The sequence below is a fragment of the Ruegeria sp. O6 genome, from assembly GCF_056535045.1.
The window spans coordinates 17163-34811 of the sequence record NZ_JBQERM010000022.1 but is presented as its reverse complement, the minus strand read 5'-3'; the positions used below and the strand labels follow the sequence as shown (position 1 = coordinate 34811).

General features: G+C 56.7%; 16 protein-coding genes. 12 read left to right on the top strand and 4 right to left on the bottom strand.

Annotated features, from left to right (window positions below):
• Window positions 1-160 precede the first annotated feature (160 nt).
• The 4 genes from hpaD (at window position 161) to ACR0DY_RS18985 (ending at window position 3608) form a co-directional block, all read left to right on the top strand.
• Complete coding sequence (hpaD, locus tag ACR0DY_RS19000) at window positions 161-1003, top strand: 3,4-dihydroxyphenylacetate 2,3-dioxygenase (protein ID WP_480484866.1); 843 nt, start codon at window positions 161-163, stop codon at window positions 1001-1003.
• Window positions 1004-1125: 122 nt separating this feature from the next.
• The gene (locus ACR0DY_RS18995) at window positions 1126-2523 is read left to right on the top strand and encodes a pyridoxal phosphate-dependent decarboxylase family protein (RefSeq protein ID WP_480484865.1); all 1398 of its coding nucleotides are present in this window, start codon (window positions 1126-1128) and stop codon (window positions 2521-2523) included.
• Window positions 2524-2564: 41 nt separating this feature from the next.
• Entirely contained in the window at window positions 2565-2705 is a 141-nt protein-coding gene (locus ACR0DY_RS18990; RefSeq protein WP_480484864.1) for a hypothetical protein, read from the top strand.
• A 117-nt stretch (window positions 2706-2822) separates the two neighbouring features.
• A complete protein-coding gene (locus ACR0DY_RS18985; RefSeq protein ID WP_480484863.1) occupies window positions 2823-3608 on the top strand; it encodes a hypothetical protein in 786 nt (261 codons plus the stop codon).
• Between the two features lie 132 nt (window positions 3609-3740).
• Here ACR0DY_RS18985 and ACR0DY_RS18980 read toward each other — a convergent pair whose 3' ends face one another.
• From ACR0DY_RS18980 to paaG, 4 genes are read right to left on the bottom strand one after another with little or no spacing between them, the layout of a single operon-like run.
• Window positions 3741-4337: a TetR/AcrR family transcriptional regulator gene (locus tag ACR0DY_RS18980; protein WP_480484862.1), complete on the bottom strand. Its 597-nt coding sequence runs from the start codon at window positions 4335-4337 to the stop codon at window positions 3741-3743.
• A gap of 3 nt (window positions 4338-4340) precedes the next feature.
• The gene (gene paaK / locus ACR0DY_RS18975; RefSeq protein WP_480478164.1) at window positions 4341-5651 is read right to left on the bottom strand and encodes a phenylacetate--CoA ligase PaaK; all 1311 of its coding nucleotides are present in this window, start codon (window positions 5649-5651) and stop codon (window positions 4341-4343) included.
• Between the two features lie 24 nt (window positions 5652-5675).
• The gene (gene paaI, locus ACR0DY_RS18970) at window positions 5676-6101 is read right to left on the bottom strand and encodes a hydroxyphenylacetyl-CoA thioesterase PaaI (protein ID WP_480547562.1); all 426 of its coding nucleotides are present in this window, start codon (window positions 6099-6101) and stop codon (window positions 5676-5678) included.
• Window positions 6102-6103: 2 nt separating this feature from the next.
• On the bottom strand, window positions 6104-6889 hold the full coding sequence (gene paaG, locus ACR0DY_RS18965; RefSeq protein ID WP_480547558.1) for a 2-(1,2-epoxy-1,2-dihydrophenyl)acetyl-CoA isomerase PaaG: 786 nt from the start codon (window positions 6887-6889) through the stop codon (window positions 6104-6106).
• 103 nt (window positions 6890-6992) lie between these two features.
• Between paaG and ACR0DY_RS18960 the strand changes: the two genes are divergently transcribed.
• The 8 genes from ACR0DY_RS18960 (at window position 6993) to pcaF (ending at window position 17636) form a co-directional block, all read left to right on the top strand.
• On the top strand, window positions 6993-9026 hold the full coding sequence (locus ACR0DY_RS18960; RefSeq protein ID WP_480547556.1) for an FAD-dependent oxidoreductase: 2034 nt from the start codon (window positions 6993-6995) through the stop codon (window positions 9024-9026).
• Between the two features lie 70 nt (window positions 9027-9096).
• Window positions 9097-10116 (top strand): TRAP transporter substrate-binding protein, encoded by a 1020-nt coding sequence (locus tag ACR0DY_RS18955; RefSeq protein ID WP_480484859.1) that lies wholly within the window; start codon window positions 9097-9099, stop codon window positions 10114-10116.
• 57 nt (window positions 10117-10173) lie between these two features.
• On the top strand, window positions 10174-10680 hold the full coding sequence (locus ACR0DY_RS18950) for a TRAP transporter small permease (protein WP_209507551.1): 507 nt from the start codon (window positions 10174-10176) through the stop codon (window positions 10678-10680).
• Window positions 10677-12029 carry a TRAP transporter large permease gene (locus tag ACR0DY_RS18945; RefSeq protein ID WP_480478172.1) on the top strand — a complete coding sequence of 451 codons (1353 nt, stop codon included), beginning with the start codon at window positions 10677-10679 and terminating at the stop codon, window positions 12027-12029. The genes ACR0DY_RS18950 and ACR0DY_RS18945 overlap by 4 nt, the downstream gene beginning before the upstream one ends.
• A complete protein-coding gene (locus ACR0DY_RS18940; RefSeq protein WP_480484858.1) occupies window positions 12029-13216 on the top strand; it encodes a cytochrome P450 in 1188 nt (395 codons plus the stop codon). The genes ACR0DY_RS18945 and ACR0DY_RS18940 overlap by 1 nt, the downstream gene beginning before the upstream one ends.
• Window positions 13217-13335: 119 nt before the next feature.
• Window positions 13336-15366, top strand: coding sequence for a phenylacetic acid degradation bifunctional protein PaaZ (gene paaZ / locus ACR0DY_RS18935; protein WP_480484857.1), 2031 nt, complete (start codon window positions 13336-13338; stop codon window positions 15364-15366).
• A 62-nt stretch (window positions 15367-15428) separates the two neighbouring features.
• On the top strand, window positions 15429-16244 hold the full coding sequence (locus ACR0DY_RS18930; RefSeq protein WP_480547554.1) for a PaaX family transcriptional regulator C-terminal domain-containing protein: 816 nt from the start codon (window positions 15429-15431) through the stop codon (window positions 16242-16244).
• A 189-nt stretch (window positions 16245-16433) separates the two neighbouring features.
• Window positions 16434-17636: a 3-oxoadipyl-CoA thiolase gene (pcaF, locus tag ACR0DY_RS18925; protein ID WP_480484855.1), complete on the top strand. Its 1203-nt coding sequence runs from the start codon at window positions 16434-16436 to the stop codon at window positions 17634-17636.
• Window positions 17637-17649 lie beyond the last annotated feature (13 nt).

Genomic DNA, 17649 nt, shown 5'->3' with positions numbered 1-17649 from the left:
GGTATCGGCCGCGACGGCGGCAACTGGAGCTTCGAGTTCTACATGGAACAAAAACACGTCGGCTTCGCAACCGGAAACCACAACATCATGCAGCTGGGGAAACTGTAACCGGGCAAGGGCTCTGGTACACAGACATCGGTAAACACGAGGAGGAACTGCCATGGGAAAGATCGTACAAGCCGCGAAGATCACGCATGTGCCAAGTATCTGGATGTCCCACACGATGCCAAAATACAAAGGCATCCGGCAGTCTGCCATTGATGGTTATGCGCGCCTGCGCCAGGACGCGATAGACCGCGAGGTCGAGACGTTTCTTGTGTTCGACACCCATTGGATCACCAATCAGGGGTTTCACCTGAATACCAAAGAGCACCACAAAGGCCGCTTCATCAGTCATGAACTGCCGCACATGCTGGCAGACATGGAGTTTGATTATCGCGGAGATAACGCGTTGGGGGAAACCATCCTTGATGTTCTGCGTGAGCGTGGCGAGCGAGCGCTTGGCCATTCGCACCCCGATATGGGAATGGAATATGGCACCCTTCTGCCTATGCATTTCATCAACGAAGGGGTGAATGCGCGCGTTTTGCCCGTTGCAGTCAACCAGTTCTCGTCGATCCAGGAAAACCGCGTCTGGGGTGAGGCCATTGCCGAAGGTATCCGGCGTTCCGACCGGAACGTATCCATACTGGCCTCTGGCTCACTCAGCCATGATTTCACGCCGAATGAGCGCTCGGTCGACGGATTGAATGCGGTAAACGGCGAGTTCAACCGCCAGATGGATATGCACGTGCTGGAGATGTGGGAACAGGGACGGTTCGAAGAGTTCCTTGAAATGCTGCCGGACTATGCGAAGAAATGCGCAGGCGAATGCGCCATGAATGACACGGCTTTGCTGTTCGGAGCTCTGGGCTGGGGCAGCTACAAGGGTGAGATCGACATCTACACCCCCTACTTCGGCAGCTCTGGCACAGGTCAGGCGAATGTCAGCTTTTCGGTCTGAAGGCAGAACTCGGGACCTTTTCATTTGAAGAAAGCACACCTGTTCGGCTTTAATCCGCGAGCCGAACGGGTAAGGTCGGGGACTGGACAAATTGGTGTTCAGTTACAAGAGAAGGCTTGCGCATGGATTGGGACGCGTTTTCGCATTGGGGTCAGCACATTTCGAAATGGGCGGCCGATTACCACAAGACACTTGCTGAACGTCCTGTTCGGGCCAAGACCACACCAGGAGAAATCACGGCCCAGCTAAAGGCATCGCCCCCCGATAGTGGCGAGCCCATGGAAGCCATCATGGCCGATTTCGAACGAATCGTGATGCCGGGTATCACACATTGGCAACATCCCCGGTTCTTTGCCTATTTCCCGGCCAACGCAGCGCCGCCGTCGATGCTGGCTGAAATGCTGGTGACCACAATCGCGGCGCAATGCATGCTATGGCAGACCTCACCAGCTGCGACCGAGGTCGAAGGTGTCATGGTCGATTGGCTGCGGCAGGCGCTTGGATTGCCGGAAGGAACGACCGGAGTTATTCAGGACAGCGCATCATCCGCCACGTTGTCGGCTGTGCTGACCATGCGGGAACGGGCCACAGGGTTTACCGGCAACCGCGAAGGCCTGAACGCCAAGGGCGCACTGCGCATCTACTGCTCGGATCAGGTTCATTCGTCGATTGATCGGGCCTGCTGGGTTGCAGGGATCGGTCAGGACAATCTGGTGAAACTGCCGACACGTGGTCCGACCTATACGATTGATGCAGAGGCTCTTGATGTCGCAATTCAGGGTGACATCGCGGCCGGGTATGTACCTGCTGGTATCATTGCAATTACGGGCGGCACCGGGGTTGGGGCCTGCGATGATCTGGTGGCGGTGGCTGACATCGCGCAAAAATACGACCTCTATACGCATCTCGACGCGGCCTGGGCGGGGTCGGCGATGATCTGCCCCGAGCTTCGTGAGGCCCTTTGGCCCGGGGCGGATCGTTACGACAGCATTGTCTTCAACCCACATAAATGGATGGGGGCGCAGTTCGATTGCGCGATCCAGTTTCTGCGGGACGCCACGCCACAGCTCAACACGCTTAAGATCGAACCGGAATACCTCAAGACCACAGGGGCAGAGGTAACGAATTATTCGGAATGGACAATCCCTCTGGGTCGACGGTTCCGGGCATTGAAGATCTGGTTCTTGATGCGGTCATACGGTCTCGACGGGTTGCGGAGCCGAATTCGCAACCATGTGCTCTGGGCCAATGAACTTGCAGAAAAGATCGGCGCGATAGAGGGGTTTGAGATCACCACCGGCCCGATCCTGAGCCTGTTTTCCTTTCGCTGTCCAGGGGATGACGCCGCTCAGCAGCGACTGGTGGACGCGCTGAATGACGATGGCCGAATTTACTTGACGCAAGGCATGTTTAATGGCCGCAAGATCATCCGTTTTCAGGTCGGGCAATTCGACACAACCCGCGATGACGTGCTGATGGCGGCGGATGTCATCCGCGATGTCTGGGAGAGCCTGCCATAAAATTCGCAACGTTCAGTGCTGCAAGGGATACCTTCTTTTGGTTGATTACCGATGATGGTGCGATCGCCCTGAACGGTGATTTTCCTGAGTTTTCCAGCCTGTATGAAGTCATTGCCGCAGGTGAGTTTGCCCAAGCCGAAACCGAAGACTATGAATATCTAACACGCTCACTCTCGTTATGAGTGAGGGACCATCGGTGGGTAGGTCAAAGGTCAATTGTGGGTCTTTGAAGGATGAAAGGGTATTGAGGAAAGCGCTTTTCCGGCAACTTCGACGAGAGTTTAGCGAGAGATAAGAAAATGTTGAAAGTCGTTATACATCAGGGGTTTCATAAAACAGGCACTCGAACACTGCAAACAATGTTGCTCAGAAATCGTTCCCGATTAAAGGGCAGAGTGAATATTCTGGTTCCGAGTGATCTGCAAGAGGCGGGCTTCTCAGCACGGCGCTTTTCTGTAGTGCAAGAAGAACGAGTGCTAAATAAGTTTCGTAAACAATTAAGACAAGCTCTGGCGCGCTTTGAAAACGAAACAGACAAACCGCTTTTGATTAGTAACGAGGAGTTTGCGGGCCTGATTCCAGGGCGTAAAAATGTGTATTCTTATTCCATGGTAACGGTTTTGTCTGAAGTGCTATTGGATGAGATCGAGAAGTTCGCTGATGGTAACGCGCGTGCAACCTTCTTTTTTACCACCAGGAACGCCTCTGATTGGATTAAGAGTGTTTATTGGCAAAACATACGTTCGAACCGAATTCAGGAAGGCCTTTCGGAATACGCGGACCTACTTCAGCAAGGCGCAGATCTTGCTGGTGTGGTTGCCCGAGTTAAGGATGCCGTATCCTCCCGAGCCGACGTCGTTTCCCTAGACACCTCAAACATGAGTGACCGTCTATTTCCCGCCACAAAGGTGCTATCGATGCTGAACGTAAGGTCCGATGATCTTACGCCTGTCAGTAACTTGAATGTCCAACCGGTTGGAGCCGCAGAGTATTTTCTGGAATTGAACAGATCAAACATGACGGACGAAGAGGTCATGGCAGCGAAACGCAATTTCTTAGACGATTTGAAGATGCGCAAAAAGTAAGAAAGAAGGCCACGCGCTCGCTGCAGCCACGGTCCTTATTGGCGCGCCTCAGGATAGCCGACCAATCTGATCTGCGATTTCAGAACAACACACGAGACCACACCCGTGCGTGATTTCTCCAAGCGGGCATGCCTAAAGCTTTTGCACACCATGCATGGTCAGGGTGCTCACCAGATCGGCATAATCTTCGCGGGCTTTGGGGCCTGCGCCGGTGTTCCACATGTAATACCAGTTCAACATTCCAAAGACTGACATCGTCGCGCCGCGAAGCTTGTCCTTGGCGCCGTCAAAAGAACCGGGGGACATTTCCAGAAGTATGTCGCGGACAAAGTTCACCAGATCAAGCTGATAGCCCCGCAGCCTTTTTTGCTGTTCTTCGGTCAATGCGCTCATGCCACTGATCTGAACCCGGTGCTCGTCATCTGCACCCTGATAGGCAAAAAGGATCTCGCGCACTGCTTTGCGCAGTTTCTGTTCGGGGTTAAGGCCGTCCAGATCAACATTGCAAATCCGGTCCCGCAACTCACGCAGGTACGTTTCAAGGATGTCATACAGGATGGCATCCTTGCTGTCATAGTAGTGGTATATGTTTGCTTTCGAGATGCCGCATTCTTTGGCCAAAAGGGTCATCGAAGCACGGTCAAACCCCTGGTCGGCAAACACTTTTGCCGCCATCTTCAGGATCTGTTCCCGCTTTTGGTCGTGGTCTTTGGCAATTGTCCGGGCCACGGCTCAGTCCTTATCGCGATTGTCTACAACGCGCTTCGCCTTGCCCTGAGAGCGTTCGACGTCGCCGGGGTCACCTACTACAATTTCGGTTGAAACGCCAACGACGTCCTTGATGCGTTTGGTCAGCATCCGTGCAGCGGCCGTTTTTGACAGCTCGTCGGTGGAATCGGGGGAGGATTCAACAAAGACCCGCATGGCGTCCATGCGACCGGATTTATAGAGCTCGATCTGGTAATAGGGGGCAAGACCGCCCGTTGCCATGACCTGTTCCTCGATCTGGCTGGGGAAGACGTTGACGCCGCGCAAGATCATCATGTCGTCGCTGCGACCGGTGATCTTTGCCATCCGGCGCATTGACCTTGCTGTCCCCGGCAGCAGGCACGTCAGATCGCGTGTGCGGTAGCGGATCATCGGCAGCCCTTCTTTGGTCAGAGTCGTGAACACCAATTCTCCGGTTTCGCCATCGGGCAGGACTTCTCCGGTCGCCGGGTCGATGATTTCCGGCAGGAAGTGATCCTCCCAGATTACAGGCCCGTCTTTGGTTTCAACGCATTCATTGGCGACTCCGGGGCCCATGATCTCGGACAGGCCATAGATATCGACGGCGTGCATGTCGAAGGCTGCCTCGACCTCGGCCCTCATCGCGTCAGTCCAGGGTTCGGCACCAAAAACGCCAACCTTCAGCGAGCTCTCACGTGGGTCGAGACCCGCCTTGTGGAACTGTTCAAGGATATTGAGCATGTAGGAGGGTGTAACCATGATCCCGTCAGGACGGAAATCGTTGATCAGGTTGACCTGCTTTTCAGTTTGCCCGCCCGACATCGGGACGACAGTCGCGCCAAGGCGTTCGATCCCGTAATGGGCGCCTAGCCCACCGGTGAACAGCCCATAGCCGTAGGCATTGTGCACCATGTCGCCCTTGCGCAGCCCAGACGCCCGAAGAGAGCGCGCGCCAAGGTCAGCCCAATTGTCGATGTCATTCTTTGTGTAACCGACCACTGTCGGTTTGCCTGTCGTGCCGGAGGACGCGTGCAGGCGAATTATCTCGCTGCGCGGGACCGCAAAAAGACCAAACGGATAGTTGTCGCGCAGGTCGTTTTTATACGTGAACGGAAACTTTGACAAATCCGAAAGCTGCTGAAGATCGTCGGGATGCACGCCAGCCTCGTCAAAACGCTGCTTGTACATCGGAACGTTTTCATAGGCGTGACGCACGGACCACTTCAGGCGCTCAAGCTGCGTGGCGCGAATTTCGTCGATCGAGGCGATTTCGATCGGGTCCAGGTCCGCTTTGTTGGGGGTAAGGTCTTCCATCGCGTAACTCCTCCAGTCACGAAACTATTCTTGAAAATTCTGGCCGCCAACGGCGCGGGACATGCCGCGAAATTCAGCGATCAGAGTATTGTCTTGATTGATGACGCGGACGTCGTAGATACCGCTGCGACCGGACAGGTTCACTTCTGTCGCGGTAGCCGTCAGGCGGTCACCTTTCCGTCCCGGTGCAAGATAGCTGACCATTGTATGTTGCCCTACAGTTGCAACATTCCGGCTGTTGCAGGCAAAGGCAAAAGCACTGTCAGCAAGAGCGTGCGTGACGCCGCCATGGCAAATACCGTGTCCGTTACAGTGATGCGGTGCAACAGTCAGTGACAGGACAGCGCGCCCTTCTTCGACCTCCACAAGCTCCATCCCGAACCATTTACTGGCTTCGTCATTGGCCCACATCGCTGCCGCGGATTTTTGGGCACGTTCGTTTGGGGTCATCATCATCTTCCCTGAAAATGCGGTGCGCGTTTTTCGAGGAAACTGGACACGCCTTCTGCGTAATCGGCACTTTCACCACAGGTTTTCATCGCCTCCGCTTCAATTTCAAGCTGATCGGACAAGGATGTGGTAGCCGCTGTTTGAATGCACTGCTTGGTCAGGCCCAACCCAAGGGTGGCGCCGTTGGCGAGTTGCGTGGCAAGAGCGCGTGCTTCGGTCATCAGCTGATCATCGGGCAACGCCTTCCAGATCAGCCCCCAGTCTTCGGCCTGTTTGGCGGTTAGGGGCATTGCTGTCAGGGCCAGCCCCTTAGCGCGCGCTTCGCCCAACAATCGGGGCAGGTGCCAGCTGCCGCCTGTGTCCGGAATCAACCCGACCTTGGAAAAGCTTTGAATGAACTTTGCGCTTTCCCCGGCCAGAACCATGTCGCAAGCCAGTGCAAGGTTCGCGCCTGCACCCGCGGCCACGCCGTTTACGGCACAAATTACCGGGAAATCCAAAGACCGGATCAGTCGAACCAAAGGGGCATAGAAAGTGCGTACAGTTTTGCCCAGATCGGGCGGGCCATCCATTTTCGAGGGATCGCGGTCTCCAAGGTCCTGACCCGCACAAAAACCGCGCCCTGCGCCGGTCAGCAAAATCGCGCGGGAACCATTTTCGCGCGCGCTCTTCAGCGCGTCCTGAAGGGCAAGATGCATCTCCTCATTGAACGAGTTCAGCTTGTCGGGGCGGTTCAGGGTTATTTCAACCCAGTTTCCGTGATCATGTACAAGGATCGTATCGCTCATGGCAGTCTCATCTGTTCCCGTGACAACTTAATCATTGCATTAACCGAACGGTTGGTCAATATATAAACCCGAACCGAATCTGGACTGATCAAAGGGATTGCCAATGTCGCAGCCGTCGCTGGTGAGTGTTGACTTTAAGGGCGACGTGGCCTGGGTCACGGTCGACAACCCGCCGGTGAACGCAACCTCGACGGGCGTTCGGCAGGGTCTGGCCGCCGCGGTCGATGCAGTTCAGAAAGCTCGGGTTGCCGTCCTGTGCTGCGCCGGTCGGACATTTATCGCGGGCGGTGACATGTCCGAGTTTGATGCGGCTCCGGTTGAGCCGCATTTGCCTGATGTTGTTCAGAAAATCGAAGACAGTAATGTGCCGTTTATCGCCTGTATGCACGGCAACGTGTTAGGTGGCGGGTTTGAAATTGCCATGGCCTGCGCGTGGCGGATCGCAGCGCCGGGCACCAGCTTTGGGTTGCCGGAAGTCAATGTGGGCCTCATCCCGGGGGCAGGGGGCACGCAGCGATTGCCGCGCCTTGTTGGAATGGAAGCAGCGATCGACATCGCCTGTTCGGGAAAAACCCTGAAAGCCGAGGAAATGGCCAATCTCGGCGGAATTGACCTGATTGCCGATAACCCAACGGCAGCTGTTCTGGACTTTGTCGCCAACCTGCCAAAGCGCCCGGCACCTGTCAGTCAAAGGCCCGTCGGCGAATTCGCGTCTGACCTTCTGGAGACGAGCCGTCAGGCTTTGATAAAACGCGCCAGGGGTCAGCAATCACCGCTGGAAAACCTGACCGCGCTCAGCTGGTCGTCCGAACCCTTTGCTGCCGCACAGCCGAAAGAGCGTGCGCGCCATCTGGCTCTGCGTCAAAACTCTGAAAGCCGCGCCTTGCGGTACGCCTTTTTTGCCGAGCGCAAGGTGGCCAGACCTTCCATGATTGCCGGAGTTACTCCGCGCGATATCAGCCGGATCGCAGTTGTCGGTGGCGGGTTGATGGGCGCAGGGATCGCCACCGCTGCCCTGAGTGGCGGGCTGTCTGTTACTTTGATTGAAAGAGATTTGGATGCAGCTGCCGCCGCCCGTAGCCGGGTTGAGGGGCTGCTACAGAGGGCGGTCAACCGGGGTAAGATGTCCGAAGCACAGCTGCGGGAACGCCTTGCTGCGTTTCGAGCTGTGGACAGCTACTCCGAAGCTGCGAACGCTCAGCTGGCGATCGAGGCTGTGTTTGAAGACTTGTCAGTCAAGCAACAGGTTTTTGCAGAATTGGCCCGCCATATGCAGCGTGACGCGATTCTGGGCACGAACACGTCTTACCTGAGCCCGGTCGAGATTTTCGCGGGTATCGAAAATCAATCCCGGTGCATTGGCCTGCACTTCTTCAGCCCTGCCCATGTCATGAAGCTGTTGGAAGTCGTGCATACGCCGCAAACTTCGCCCGAAGTTGTCGCCACAGGGTTTGCGCTCGGAAAAAGGCTTCGCAAGGTTTCTGTCCTGTCGGGCATCTGCGATGGTTTTATCGGCAACCGGATGTTGGCTGCGTATCGGCGCGAGGCCGATTATTTGCTGGCAGATGGAGCGTTGCCTTATCAGGTGGATCAGGCAATGCGAGCTTTCGGGATGCCCATGGGGCCCTACGAGCTGCAAGATTTGACCGGCCTCCAAATTGCCTGGGCCAACCGAAAACGCAATGCCGCAACCCGCGACCCGAACGAACGTTATGTGACGATTGCTGACCAGCTGTGCGAGATGGGTCGTCTTGGCCAACGTACGGGCAAAGGATGGTATCGCTATGAAGAGGGTCATCGCGAACCGATCCGCGATCCCGAAGTGGAGGCGTTGATCGAGTCCCACTCGGCGGATCAGGGCATAACGCGGCGGGCATATGCGCAGGACGAAATCGTGTCGCGCATCCTGGCGGTGCTGGCCAACGAGGGCGCGTTGATCATTCAGCAGGGGATCGCCGAGTCCGCGGAAGCCGTCGATATGGTTCAAATTCACGGCTACGGCTTTCCGCGCTGGCGCGGCGGGCCGATGAACTATTGCAAGGAAATCGGAGCCAACACGTCGCACGCAATGATGGAAACCGTAGCCAAGGAAAGCCCCGGTTCATGGCGCGTCGCGGGTTGTCTTGGGGACAATTAACAAGTTGATGGTTACAAAAGTGACCATTAACGCATTCTTGACTCATGTTTCACAGGGAGGAGACAGAACTATGAAATTCACAAGGTTGAGCACACTTCTTGCCTCAGCTGCACTGGCCGTTTCAGGTACAGTGGCGCTTGCGGCAGACTATACGCTGACCATTTCCAGCTGGGCCCCGCCGACCCATGGCATCAATGCCAAGATGTGGCCGAAATTCGTCGAGATGATCGAAGAGGCCACCGATGGTCAGGTCACCGCCGAACTGAAGCTGGGCCTTGCCCCGCCCCCTGCGCAGATGGACCTGATCATGGATGGCGCCGCTGATGCCTCGATCATTTTCCACGGCTATCAGCCGGGCCGGTTTGTCACCACCAAGATGATCGAACTGCCCGGATATGAAGGCTCGGCCGAGGCTGCGTCGGTCGCATATTGGCGCGCATATGACACACATTTGAAGGCGGCAGATGAACACCGTGGTGTGAAAGTGATCGCTTTGCACACACATGGTCCGGCTCAGCTGCATTCCAGCAGTCCGGTGACGTCGCTGGACGAAGTCTCGGGCCTCAAGGTTCGCATCCCCGGCGGTGTTGGCGGTGACGTGGGCACGGCGTTGGGTGCAACCGGTATCCAGGTTCCTGCACCGAAAGTGTATGAAACCCTGGCCTCCAAGGCCGCAGATGGCGTCGTCATGCCCTTTGAATCCCGCAAAGGTTTCAAGCTGACGGAAGTGGCCCAGAACGTTTATGAGGTCCCTGGCGGCCTGTATCGCGGTTCGTTTGCCTTTATCATGAACGAGGACACTTTTGCTGACCTGCCCGCCGATCTGCAGGCAGCGCTGGAAGAAAACGTTTTCGGTGAACCACTGAGCCGTGAAATTGGCAAAATCTGGGATGAGATCGATGCGATCGGCCGGGAAGAAACCGAAGGCACCGAAGGCAACGCGATCCATGCCGCATCCGCTGAAGATCTGGAAAAGTTCAATGCGATTGCTGCGGATGTACGCGCCAAGGTTATCGACGAAGTCAATGGCACAGGCATCGACGCCCAGGCAGCCTATGACATGATCGTAAATGAAATGGCTGCGCAATAACGCAGTCGAGCTGGCGGATGCGATCCGCCAGCCGATTTCACCCGCTGGGGACCCGTTATGCAATCTCTCGTGACCTTTGCGCGTCGCGTCAGTATCGTGCCTACGCTGCTGGCCTGTGCCGCGCTGTTCATCCTGATGGTGATGACCTTCTTTGATGTCATCCTACGTTCTGTTTTCAATGCCCCGATCGAGGCGGCCACGGAACTGACCCGGATCCTGATGGCCGTCCTCGTGTTCTCGGTCTTGCCGATGATCTCGGCAGGGAAGGGTCAAATCGCTGTGGATTTGACGGATGGGCTGTTTTCACGCCTGCGGTTAAGTCGGGTACGTGATGCAATTGTGTATCTGTTCTCTGGCATTATGCTTTTTTGGCCAATTCAGCGTGTCTGGGTATTGGCTGAACGTGCGCGGGATTACGGGGACGTCACGGAATATCTTTCGATCCCAGTCTTCTATGTAGGCTGGTTTATCTCGGGGTTCATAGCGATCACCGCTGTTGCAATGATCATCACCGGCTTCTTGCACTTCTTTGCCCCCCATACCTTGTCGGAGCACCCCCAATGACCGCTGCGCTGATCGGTTTTGTTCTTGTTCTTGTTCTTGTGCTGGTGCGCTTGCCTATCGTGTTTGCAATGGGATTGGTCGGAACGCTTGGCTTTGCCTATGAACGCGGCGGCAGCATTCTGTCCGAGCGCGGGTTAAAGGCCGCGATGTCGATGGTGGGTCGTCAGATCACCGACACCGCGCAGGATTACGGCCTGTCGGTGGTCCCGCTGTTCATCCTTATGGGCCTATTTGTGAACAAGGGTGGGCTTGCGCGTGAGCTTTACGCAGTTTCAAACGCTTTTCTGGGCCATTTTCGGGGTGGTATCGCCATGGCGACGGTTGCGGCATGCGGAGGCTTTTCAGCCATTTGCGGCTCGTCTCTGGCAACGGCGGCCACCATGTCCAAGGTCGCAATGCCGGAGATGCGCCGCTATGGCTATTCCGACGAGCTGTCGACAGCATCGATTGCAGCGGGCGGCACACTTGGAATTCTTATTCCGCCGTCGGTGATCCTGGTCATCTACGGGCTGCTGACCGAAACCTCGATTGGGAAACTTTTCGTTGCGGGTATCATTCCCGGCCTGCTTGGCATTCTGTTCTACCTGCTCGCCGTGCGCTGGACCGTCGCACGCAAGCCCGAGTCGGGACCGGCGGGTGAACGTCACGGCTGGGCCGAGCGTCTGTCGGCGGTGCGCTCAGTCTGGGCCGTATTGCTGCTGTTCTTTCTGGTGATTGGCGGATTGTACGGTGCATTCGATTTTCATCCACTGAACCTGACCTTCAGCCCGACCGAGGCGGCAGGCATGGGCGCAATGGGCGCTTTCCTGATCGCGCTGTCACGAGGCGGGCTTACTTTGGGGTCGACTTTTGAGGTGCTGAAGGAAACCACCTATACCGCCGCGGCATTGTTCTCGGTTCTGATCGGGGCACAGATCTTTTCGAATTTCATCAACCTTGCCGGTCTGCCCGAAGCGCTCATCGCGTTGGTTACGGCCTATGACGTTGAACCTTTTGTGGTGATCCTGATGATCCTTGGGATCTACATCATTTTGGGTTGCGTCTTTGAATCCCTGTCGATGCTGCTGCTGACAGTGCCGATCTTTTTCCCGCTGGTCACGTCGTTGGGGTATGACCCGATCTGGTTCGGCATTGTTGTGGTTGTCGTGACCGAAATCAGCCTGATCACTCCACCCGTCGGATTGAACGTTTTCATTCTGAAAGGCGTGGTCGGAGATGTGTCAACAGGAACAATCTTCAAGGGTGTTACTCCGTTCTGGGTAGCGGATATCTTCCGGCTGGCCCTGATCGTTCTGGTGCCATGGTTAGTGTTGGTTCTGCCTGAACAAATGGGGGCGATGGGGCACTGATGTTCTCTCTGACCGCGCTTCCGGACGGGTTTCACACAGACCCCTATCCTGCCTACGCCGTTATGCGCGAAGATACGCCCGTCTGCTGGCAACGTGACGGATCGGTTATCCTGTCCCGATACGAGGATCTGGACCTTGTTTACCGGGACACCTCGCGATTCATATCGGACAAGAAAGCGGTATTTGGTCCCAAATACGGGGTCGACAGCCCCTTGTATGAACACCACACCACCAGTTTGGTGTTTAATGACCCGCCGCTGCATACCCGTGTTCGCAAGGTAATGGTCGGCGCGATGAATCCGCGCGCGTTGGCGCAAATGGAACCGGGTCTGATTCAGCTTGTCGATGGGCTGCTGGACGAGATGCAGGTCAAGGGCAACGTCGAACTGATCGAGGATTTTGCCGGGGCAATCCCGATCGAGATCATCGGCAATCTGCTGGGTATACCACGATCCGAACGCGGGCCATTGCGCGATTGGTCTCTGGCCATTCTTGGTGCTTTGGAGCCGCAATTGACGCCGGAGCAGGAAGAGTGGGGTAATCGCTCGGTCTCGGACTTCAAAGACTTCCTGCGGCATATCATCGAGGATCGTCGCGCCAACCCCGGAGATCCGGCAACGGATGTCCTGACCCGGCTGATCCAGGACGACACGGATGGTGGCCTGACCGAGGTCGAGCTGTATCAGAACTGCATTTTCATCCTGAATGCTGGGCATGAGACCACAACGAACCTGATCGGCAACGCATTGGAGCTGTTGGACCGGCACCGCGACAAGCGGGCGGAGTTGCTGGCCGACCCGGATCTGATCGGTTCGGCGGTGGACGAGTTTCTGCGGCTGGAAAGCCCGAACCAGTTCGGCAATCGCCTGACCACCGTTGATGTAACGTTCCACGGTCAGACCATTCCGGCAGGTACTGATGTTCATCTGTGTATCGGTGCGGCCAACCGTGACCCACGGCAGTTTGACCAGCCCGACGAGATGATCTTGGACAGACGCCCCAACAAGCATCACGCCTTTGCCGGAGGGCCTCATACCTGCGTTGGTCTGACCCTCGCGCGTCTGGAGGGGCGGGTGGCCGTGGGCCGGTTTCTGGCCCGTTTTCCAGACTATCGCATCAACGACGGCGCCGAACGGGGCGGGCGTATCCGGTTTCGGGGGTTTGCACGATTACCCGCGCGGGTCTGAAAAATCAGGCGAGGGAAATATACTCGGTAATTGATTGACCGACCGTACGGTTTAAAATATGATTTTACGAGACCGGCTTGTGGCAGCGCGGGGATCGCGACAAAGATGAGGAGACGCTCATGACTATCCAACAGATTTCCAGCTTTGCAGCCGGTGAGTGGGTTTCGCCCGGCGAGGGTGCTCGCGCGATAGCTAGCGCTGTGACCGGCGAGGTTATCGCCACAGCGGGTAACAATGCTTTGGATGTCCAGGGTATGTTGGACTATGCGCGCAATGTCGGGGGGCCGGCACTGCGCAAAATGACGTTCCATGAACGGGCCAAAATGCTCAAGGCGCTGTCCGTCCATTTGGGTCAGCACAAGCAGGCGATGTATGATTTGTCTTTCAACACCGGCGCCACGCAATCGGATCATATGATTGATATCGACGGCGGCATCGGAACGATGTTTGTCTTTGCCGCAAAAGGCCGTCGTGAAATGCCGGACGGACATGTCTATCTGGATGGCGATGTCGAGCAGCTTTCGCGCAACGGCACTTTCCTGGGGCAGCACATCTGCACCCCGCTGCAAGGTGTGGCAATTCATATCAACGCGTTCAATTTTCCGGTTTGGGGGATGCTGGAAAAGCTTGCCCCAACCCTTCTGGCGGGCGTTCCGGCGATTGTAAAACCCGCCACAAGCTCGTGTTATGTGACCGAGCTATGTGTCAGGTTGATGCTTGAGTCCGACATCTTGCCAGCGGGTGCATTGCAGTTGGTCTCGGGTGGTTTGGGTGACATGCTGGACCGTCTGACCATACAGGACGTGGTCAGCTTTACCGGATCCGCTGATACAGCCCTGAAACTGCGCTCCAACCCGGTGATCCTTGAGAACTCGGTACGGTTTGTCGCGGAACAGGACAGCCTGAACTGTTCGATCCTTGGCCCCGATGCCGCGCCGGGCACGCCGGAATTTGACCTCTTCGTGAAGGAAGTCCAGCGCGAGATGACCACGAAGGCAGGGCAGAAATGCACCGCAATCCGTCGGATCATCGCGCCCGAACCGCAGGTACAGGCGGTAATCGAAGCGTTGTCGGCACGTCTGGCGAAAACGACCATTGGCGACCCAAAGCTGGAAACCACCCGCATGGGGGCGTTGGTTTCGAACGGTCAGAAGCGTGATGTTCTGGAAAAGGCCGCCATTCTCGGCCAAGAGGCCGAGCGTGTCTTCGGCAACCCCGATGATTTCGTGGTTGAGGGCGCTGATGCCGAAAAGGGTGCGTTCCTGCCGCCCATGCTCTTCCATTGCGCCAATCCTGACGCGGCGCAGCGCGTGCACGACACCGAAGCCTTTGGTCCGGTCAGCACAGTGATGGGGTATCGCGATCTTGACCATGCCATTGAGCTGGCGAACCGTGGGCAGGGCTCTTTGGTGGCGTCGGTGATCACCCATGATCCCGAGGTTGCGCGACAGGTTGCCATGGGATCAGGGGCGTATCACGGGCGTCTGTATTTCAACAACCGTGACTCGATGAAGGAATCCACCGGTCATGGTTCTCCTCTGCCGCACATGGTTCATGGCGGTCCGGGACGCGCCGGTGGCGGTGAAGAAATGGGCGGGGTACGGGGTGTGAAACACTATATGCAGCGCACCGCCATTCAGGGTTCGCCCAATCTGCTGACAGCGATTGGCCGGAAATGGGTGCCTGGCGCGACCGAAGTCGAAGGTCCAACTCATCCCTTTACCCGTCGGTTTCACGATCTGTCGATTGGCGAGACCCTTCACACGGCGCCAAGAACCATCACCATGGAGGACATTGAACACTTCGCCAATTTCACCGGTGATACCTTCTATGCGCATATGGATCAGGCGGCGGCGGAACGTAACCCGTTCTTCCCCGGCCGCGTTGCACATGGATACTTGCTGTTGTCTTTCGCAGCCGGATTGTTCGTCGAACCGAACGAGGGACCGGTTTTGGCAAATACCGGTCTTGACGGGCTGCGTTTCATGAAACCGGTCGAGGCAGGTGACACAATCAAGGTGCGTTTGACGGTCAAGCACAAGACCAAGCGCAATGATGACTACGGCGAGGTTCGCTGGCACGTTACCCTGACACAGCAGGATGATGAGCTGGTCGCAGAATACGAGTTGCTGACCATGGTTGCCTACTAGGCACAAGTGCAGGTGCGCAGGGGCTGGATGGCATTTCCCTCCGGCCCGATTATACTGTGCTTATGAAAGATACGGCTCCAGAATGGTTCGAAACCTGCGTCAGCCAGTTGACCACAACTGGCACGCAACGTGTGTGGTCAGTTCTGGTCACGATATTCGGTGATCTGGCCCAGAGCGGGTCTGACCAGGTTAGCGGCGCGTTGATCACAGCACTGACCAACCTTGCGGGGATCAAGGCCGAAGCCACGCGTGTTGCGCTGCACAGGCTGCGCAAGGAAGGCTGGATCGAAAGCACGCGGGTCGGGCGAAACAGCGTGCACAGACTGACCGAATATGGCCGCAGTCAAAGCGCCGCCGCTGCCCCGCGCATCTATTCCAGCGAGACGAATACGCCAGAAACCTGGCATGTGCTTGTTGCCAGCAGTTCAGAAAGTTCGCGAAAAGAGCTGGCAGATCTGATGCTTACTGGAGACTATATTTCAGTTAACCACACAACAGCCATGTCGGCAGGACCCGTCCCGGAGAACCTTGAAGAACTGCTGGGTGTCGAAAGCAGCGCTATTTCGATCCCCGGCTGGCTGCGCGACCTTTGTGGCCCTGAAGTGCTGAAGTCTGCCTATGATCAGTTCTTGCACTCCATTCAAATCACCGAGCAAATGCTGCCTGTCGATGGCGTCGGCGATCCGCTTAAAATAGCGGTGCTGCGCGTATTGATTGTGCATGGGTGGCGTCGTTTGGTCCTGCGCCACCCATCCTTGCCTCCGGCCTTTTTGCCCGCCGATTGGAAAGGAGCGGAGTGTCGCGCGGCGGTGTCTCGACTGCTGGGACAATTGTCCAAACCGGATCTTGCAACGCTGGAATCTGCTGTGGGTGGTTGACTCGTTTTTTGCCGAGCTCGGGATGGCGCTCTTGGGGGTTGGAAGACGGATGTGAAAGAAGTGCCATTTAATGTTACAGAAAGCTGAAAGAAGCGATTACATGGTAACATAATGCTTGCGCCGAATCGATTGAGCATTTATTAACCGACCAGACGGTTAATGACTTGTGTTCCAATAGGAGACCAATTGATGGACGCCTTCATCTGCGACGCAACCCGCACCCCGATTGGGCGGTATGGTGGTGCGCTTTCATCGGTTCGCACGGATGATCTGGCGGCTATCCCGCTGGCGGCCCTGATGGCGCGCAACCCGCAAGTCGACTGGACCAGTGTGGATGACGTCATTTATGGCGATGCCAACCAGGCAGGAGAGAGCAATCGCAACGTTGCCCGGATGGCGGCACTGCTTGCCGGATTGCCGACGGACGTGCCGGGAACAACGATAAACCGCTTGTGCGCCAGTGGTATGGATGCCGTCGGAATGGCAGCGCGTGGTATCAAGGCAGGCGATTATGATCTTGCTGTTGCGGGTGGCGTGGAAAGCATGTCGCGCGCACCGTTTGTAATGCCCAAAGCGACGTCGGCGTTTACGCGCAGCAATGCGGTTTACGACACCACGATTGGCTGGCGCTTTGTGAACCCAAGGCTAAAGCAGCAGTATGGCGTCGATTCCATGCCGCAAACGGCTGACAATGTCGCTGAAGATTATGGGATCAGCCGTGAAGACCAGGACGCCTTTGCCGCGCGCAGTCAGGCACGATGGGCTGCGGCGCACGCGGCAGGCGTGTTCCAAGAGGAAATCACACCGGTTTCAATTCCGCAGCGCAAGGGCGATCCGATTGTTGTCGATACGGATGAACATCCTCGCCCGGGAACCACAGCGGAAAAACTCTCGGGCCTCAAGGGTGTGAACGGGCCGGAGAAAACAGTGACCGCTGGGAATGCCTCGGGCGTGAATGACGGTGCCGCCGCGATCCTGATGGCGAATGAAGTGGCAGTGGCAAAGAATGGTTTGACCCCGATTGCCCGTGTGGTTGGTATGTCTGTCGCGGGCGTCGAGCCTCGGGTCATGGGTATTGGTCCGGTTCCTGCCAGCCGAAAGGTTTTGGCGCGCGCGGGGCTGAGCATCGACCAGATGGATGTGATCGAATTGAACGAGGCGTTTGCGTCGCAAGGTCTGGCAACGCTGCGAGAGCTTGGCCTGCCCGATGATGCAGCTCATGTGAACCCGAATGGCGGTGCAATCGCCCTTGGTCATCCATTGGGGATGAGCGGCGCCCGACTTGTGTTGACCGCAGCGTACCAACTGAAACGCACCAAAGGGCGCTATGCGCTTTGCACAATGTGCGTCGGCGTCGGGCAAGGCGCTGCACTTATTCTTGAACGCGTGTAACGGAGGAGACGGG

Excerpts from the sequence above, each read along its gene's own strand:
- ACR0DY_RS18945 (WP_480478172.1), top strand. The coding sequence starts at position 10,677 with ATGACCGCTGCGCTGATCGGTTTTGTTCTTGTTCTTGTTCTTGTGCTG.
- paaG (WP_480547558.1), bottom strand. The coding sequence starts at position 6,889 with ATGAGCGATACGATCCTTGTACATGATCACGGAAACTGGGTTGAAATA.
- pcaF (WP_480484855.1), top strand. The coding sequence starts at position 16,434 with ATGGACGCCTTCATCTGCGACGCAACCCGCACCCCGATTGGGCGGTAT.
- hpaD (WP_480484866.1), top strand. The coding sequence starts at position 161 with ATGGGAAAGATCGTACAAGCCGCGAAGATCACGCATGTGCCAAGTATC.
- ACR0DY_RS18955 (WP_480484859.1), top strand. The coding sequence starts at position 9,097 with ATGAAATTCACAAGGTTGAGCACACTTCTTGCCTCAGCTGCACTGGCC.
- ACR0DY_RS18960 (WP_480547556.1), top strand. The coding sequence starts at position 6,993 with ATGTCGCAGCCGTCGCTGGTGAGTGTTGACTTTAAGGGCGACGTGGCC.
- paaK (WP_480478164.1), bottom strand. The coding sequence starts at position 5,651 with ATGGAAGACCTTACCCCCAACAAAGCGGACCTGGACCCGATCGAAATC.
- paaZ (WP_480484857.1), top strand. The coding sequence starts at position 13,336 with ATGACTATCCAACAGATTTCCAGCTTTGCAGCCGGTGAGTGGGTTTCG.
- ACR0DY_RS18985 (WP_480484863.1), top strand. The coding sequence starts at position 2,823 with ATGTTGAAAGTCGTTATACATCAGGGGTTTCATAAAACAGGCACTCGA.
- ACR0DY_RS18930 (WP_480547554.1), top strand. The coding sequence starts at position 15,429 with ATGAAAGATACGGCTCCAGAATGGTTCGAAACCTGCGTCAGCCAGTTG.
- ACR0DY_RS18995 (WP_480484865.1), top strand. The coding sequence starts at position 1,126 with ATGGATTGGGACGCGTTTTCGCATTGGGGTCAGCACATTTCGAAATGG.
- ACR0DY_RS18950 (WP_209507551.1), top strand. The coding sequence starts at position 10,174 with ATGCAATCTCTCGTGACCTTTGCGCGTCGCGTCAGTATCGTGCCTACG.
- paaI (WP_480547562.1), bottom strand. The coding sequence starts at position 6,101 with ATGACCCCAAACGAACGTGCCCAAAAATCCGCGGCAGCGATGTGGGCC.
- ACR0DY_RS18940 (WP_480484858.1), top strand. The coding sequence starts at position 12,029 with ATGTTCTCTCTGACCGCGCTTCCGGACGGGTTTCACACAGACCCCTAT.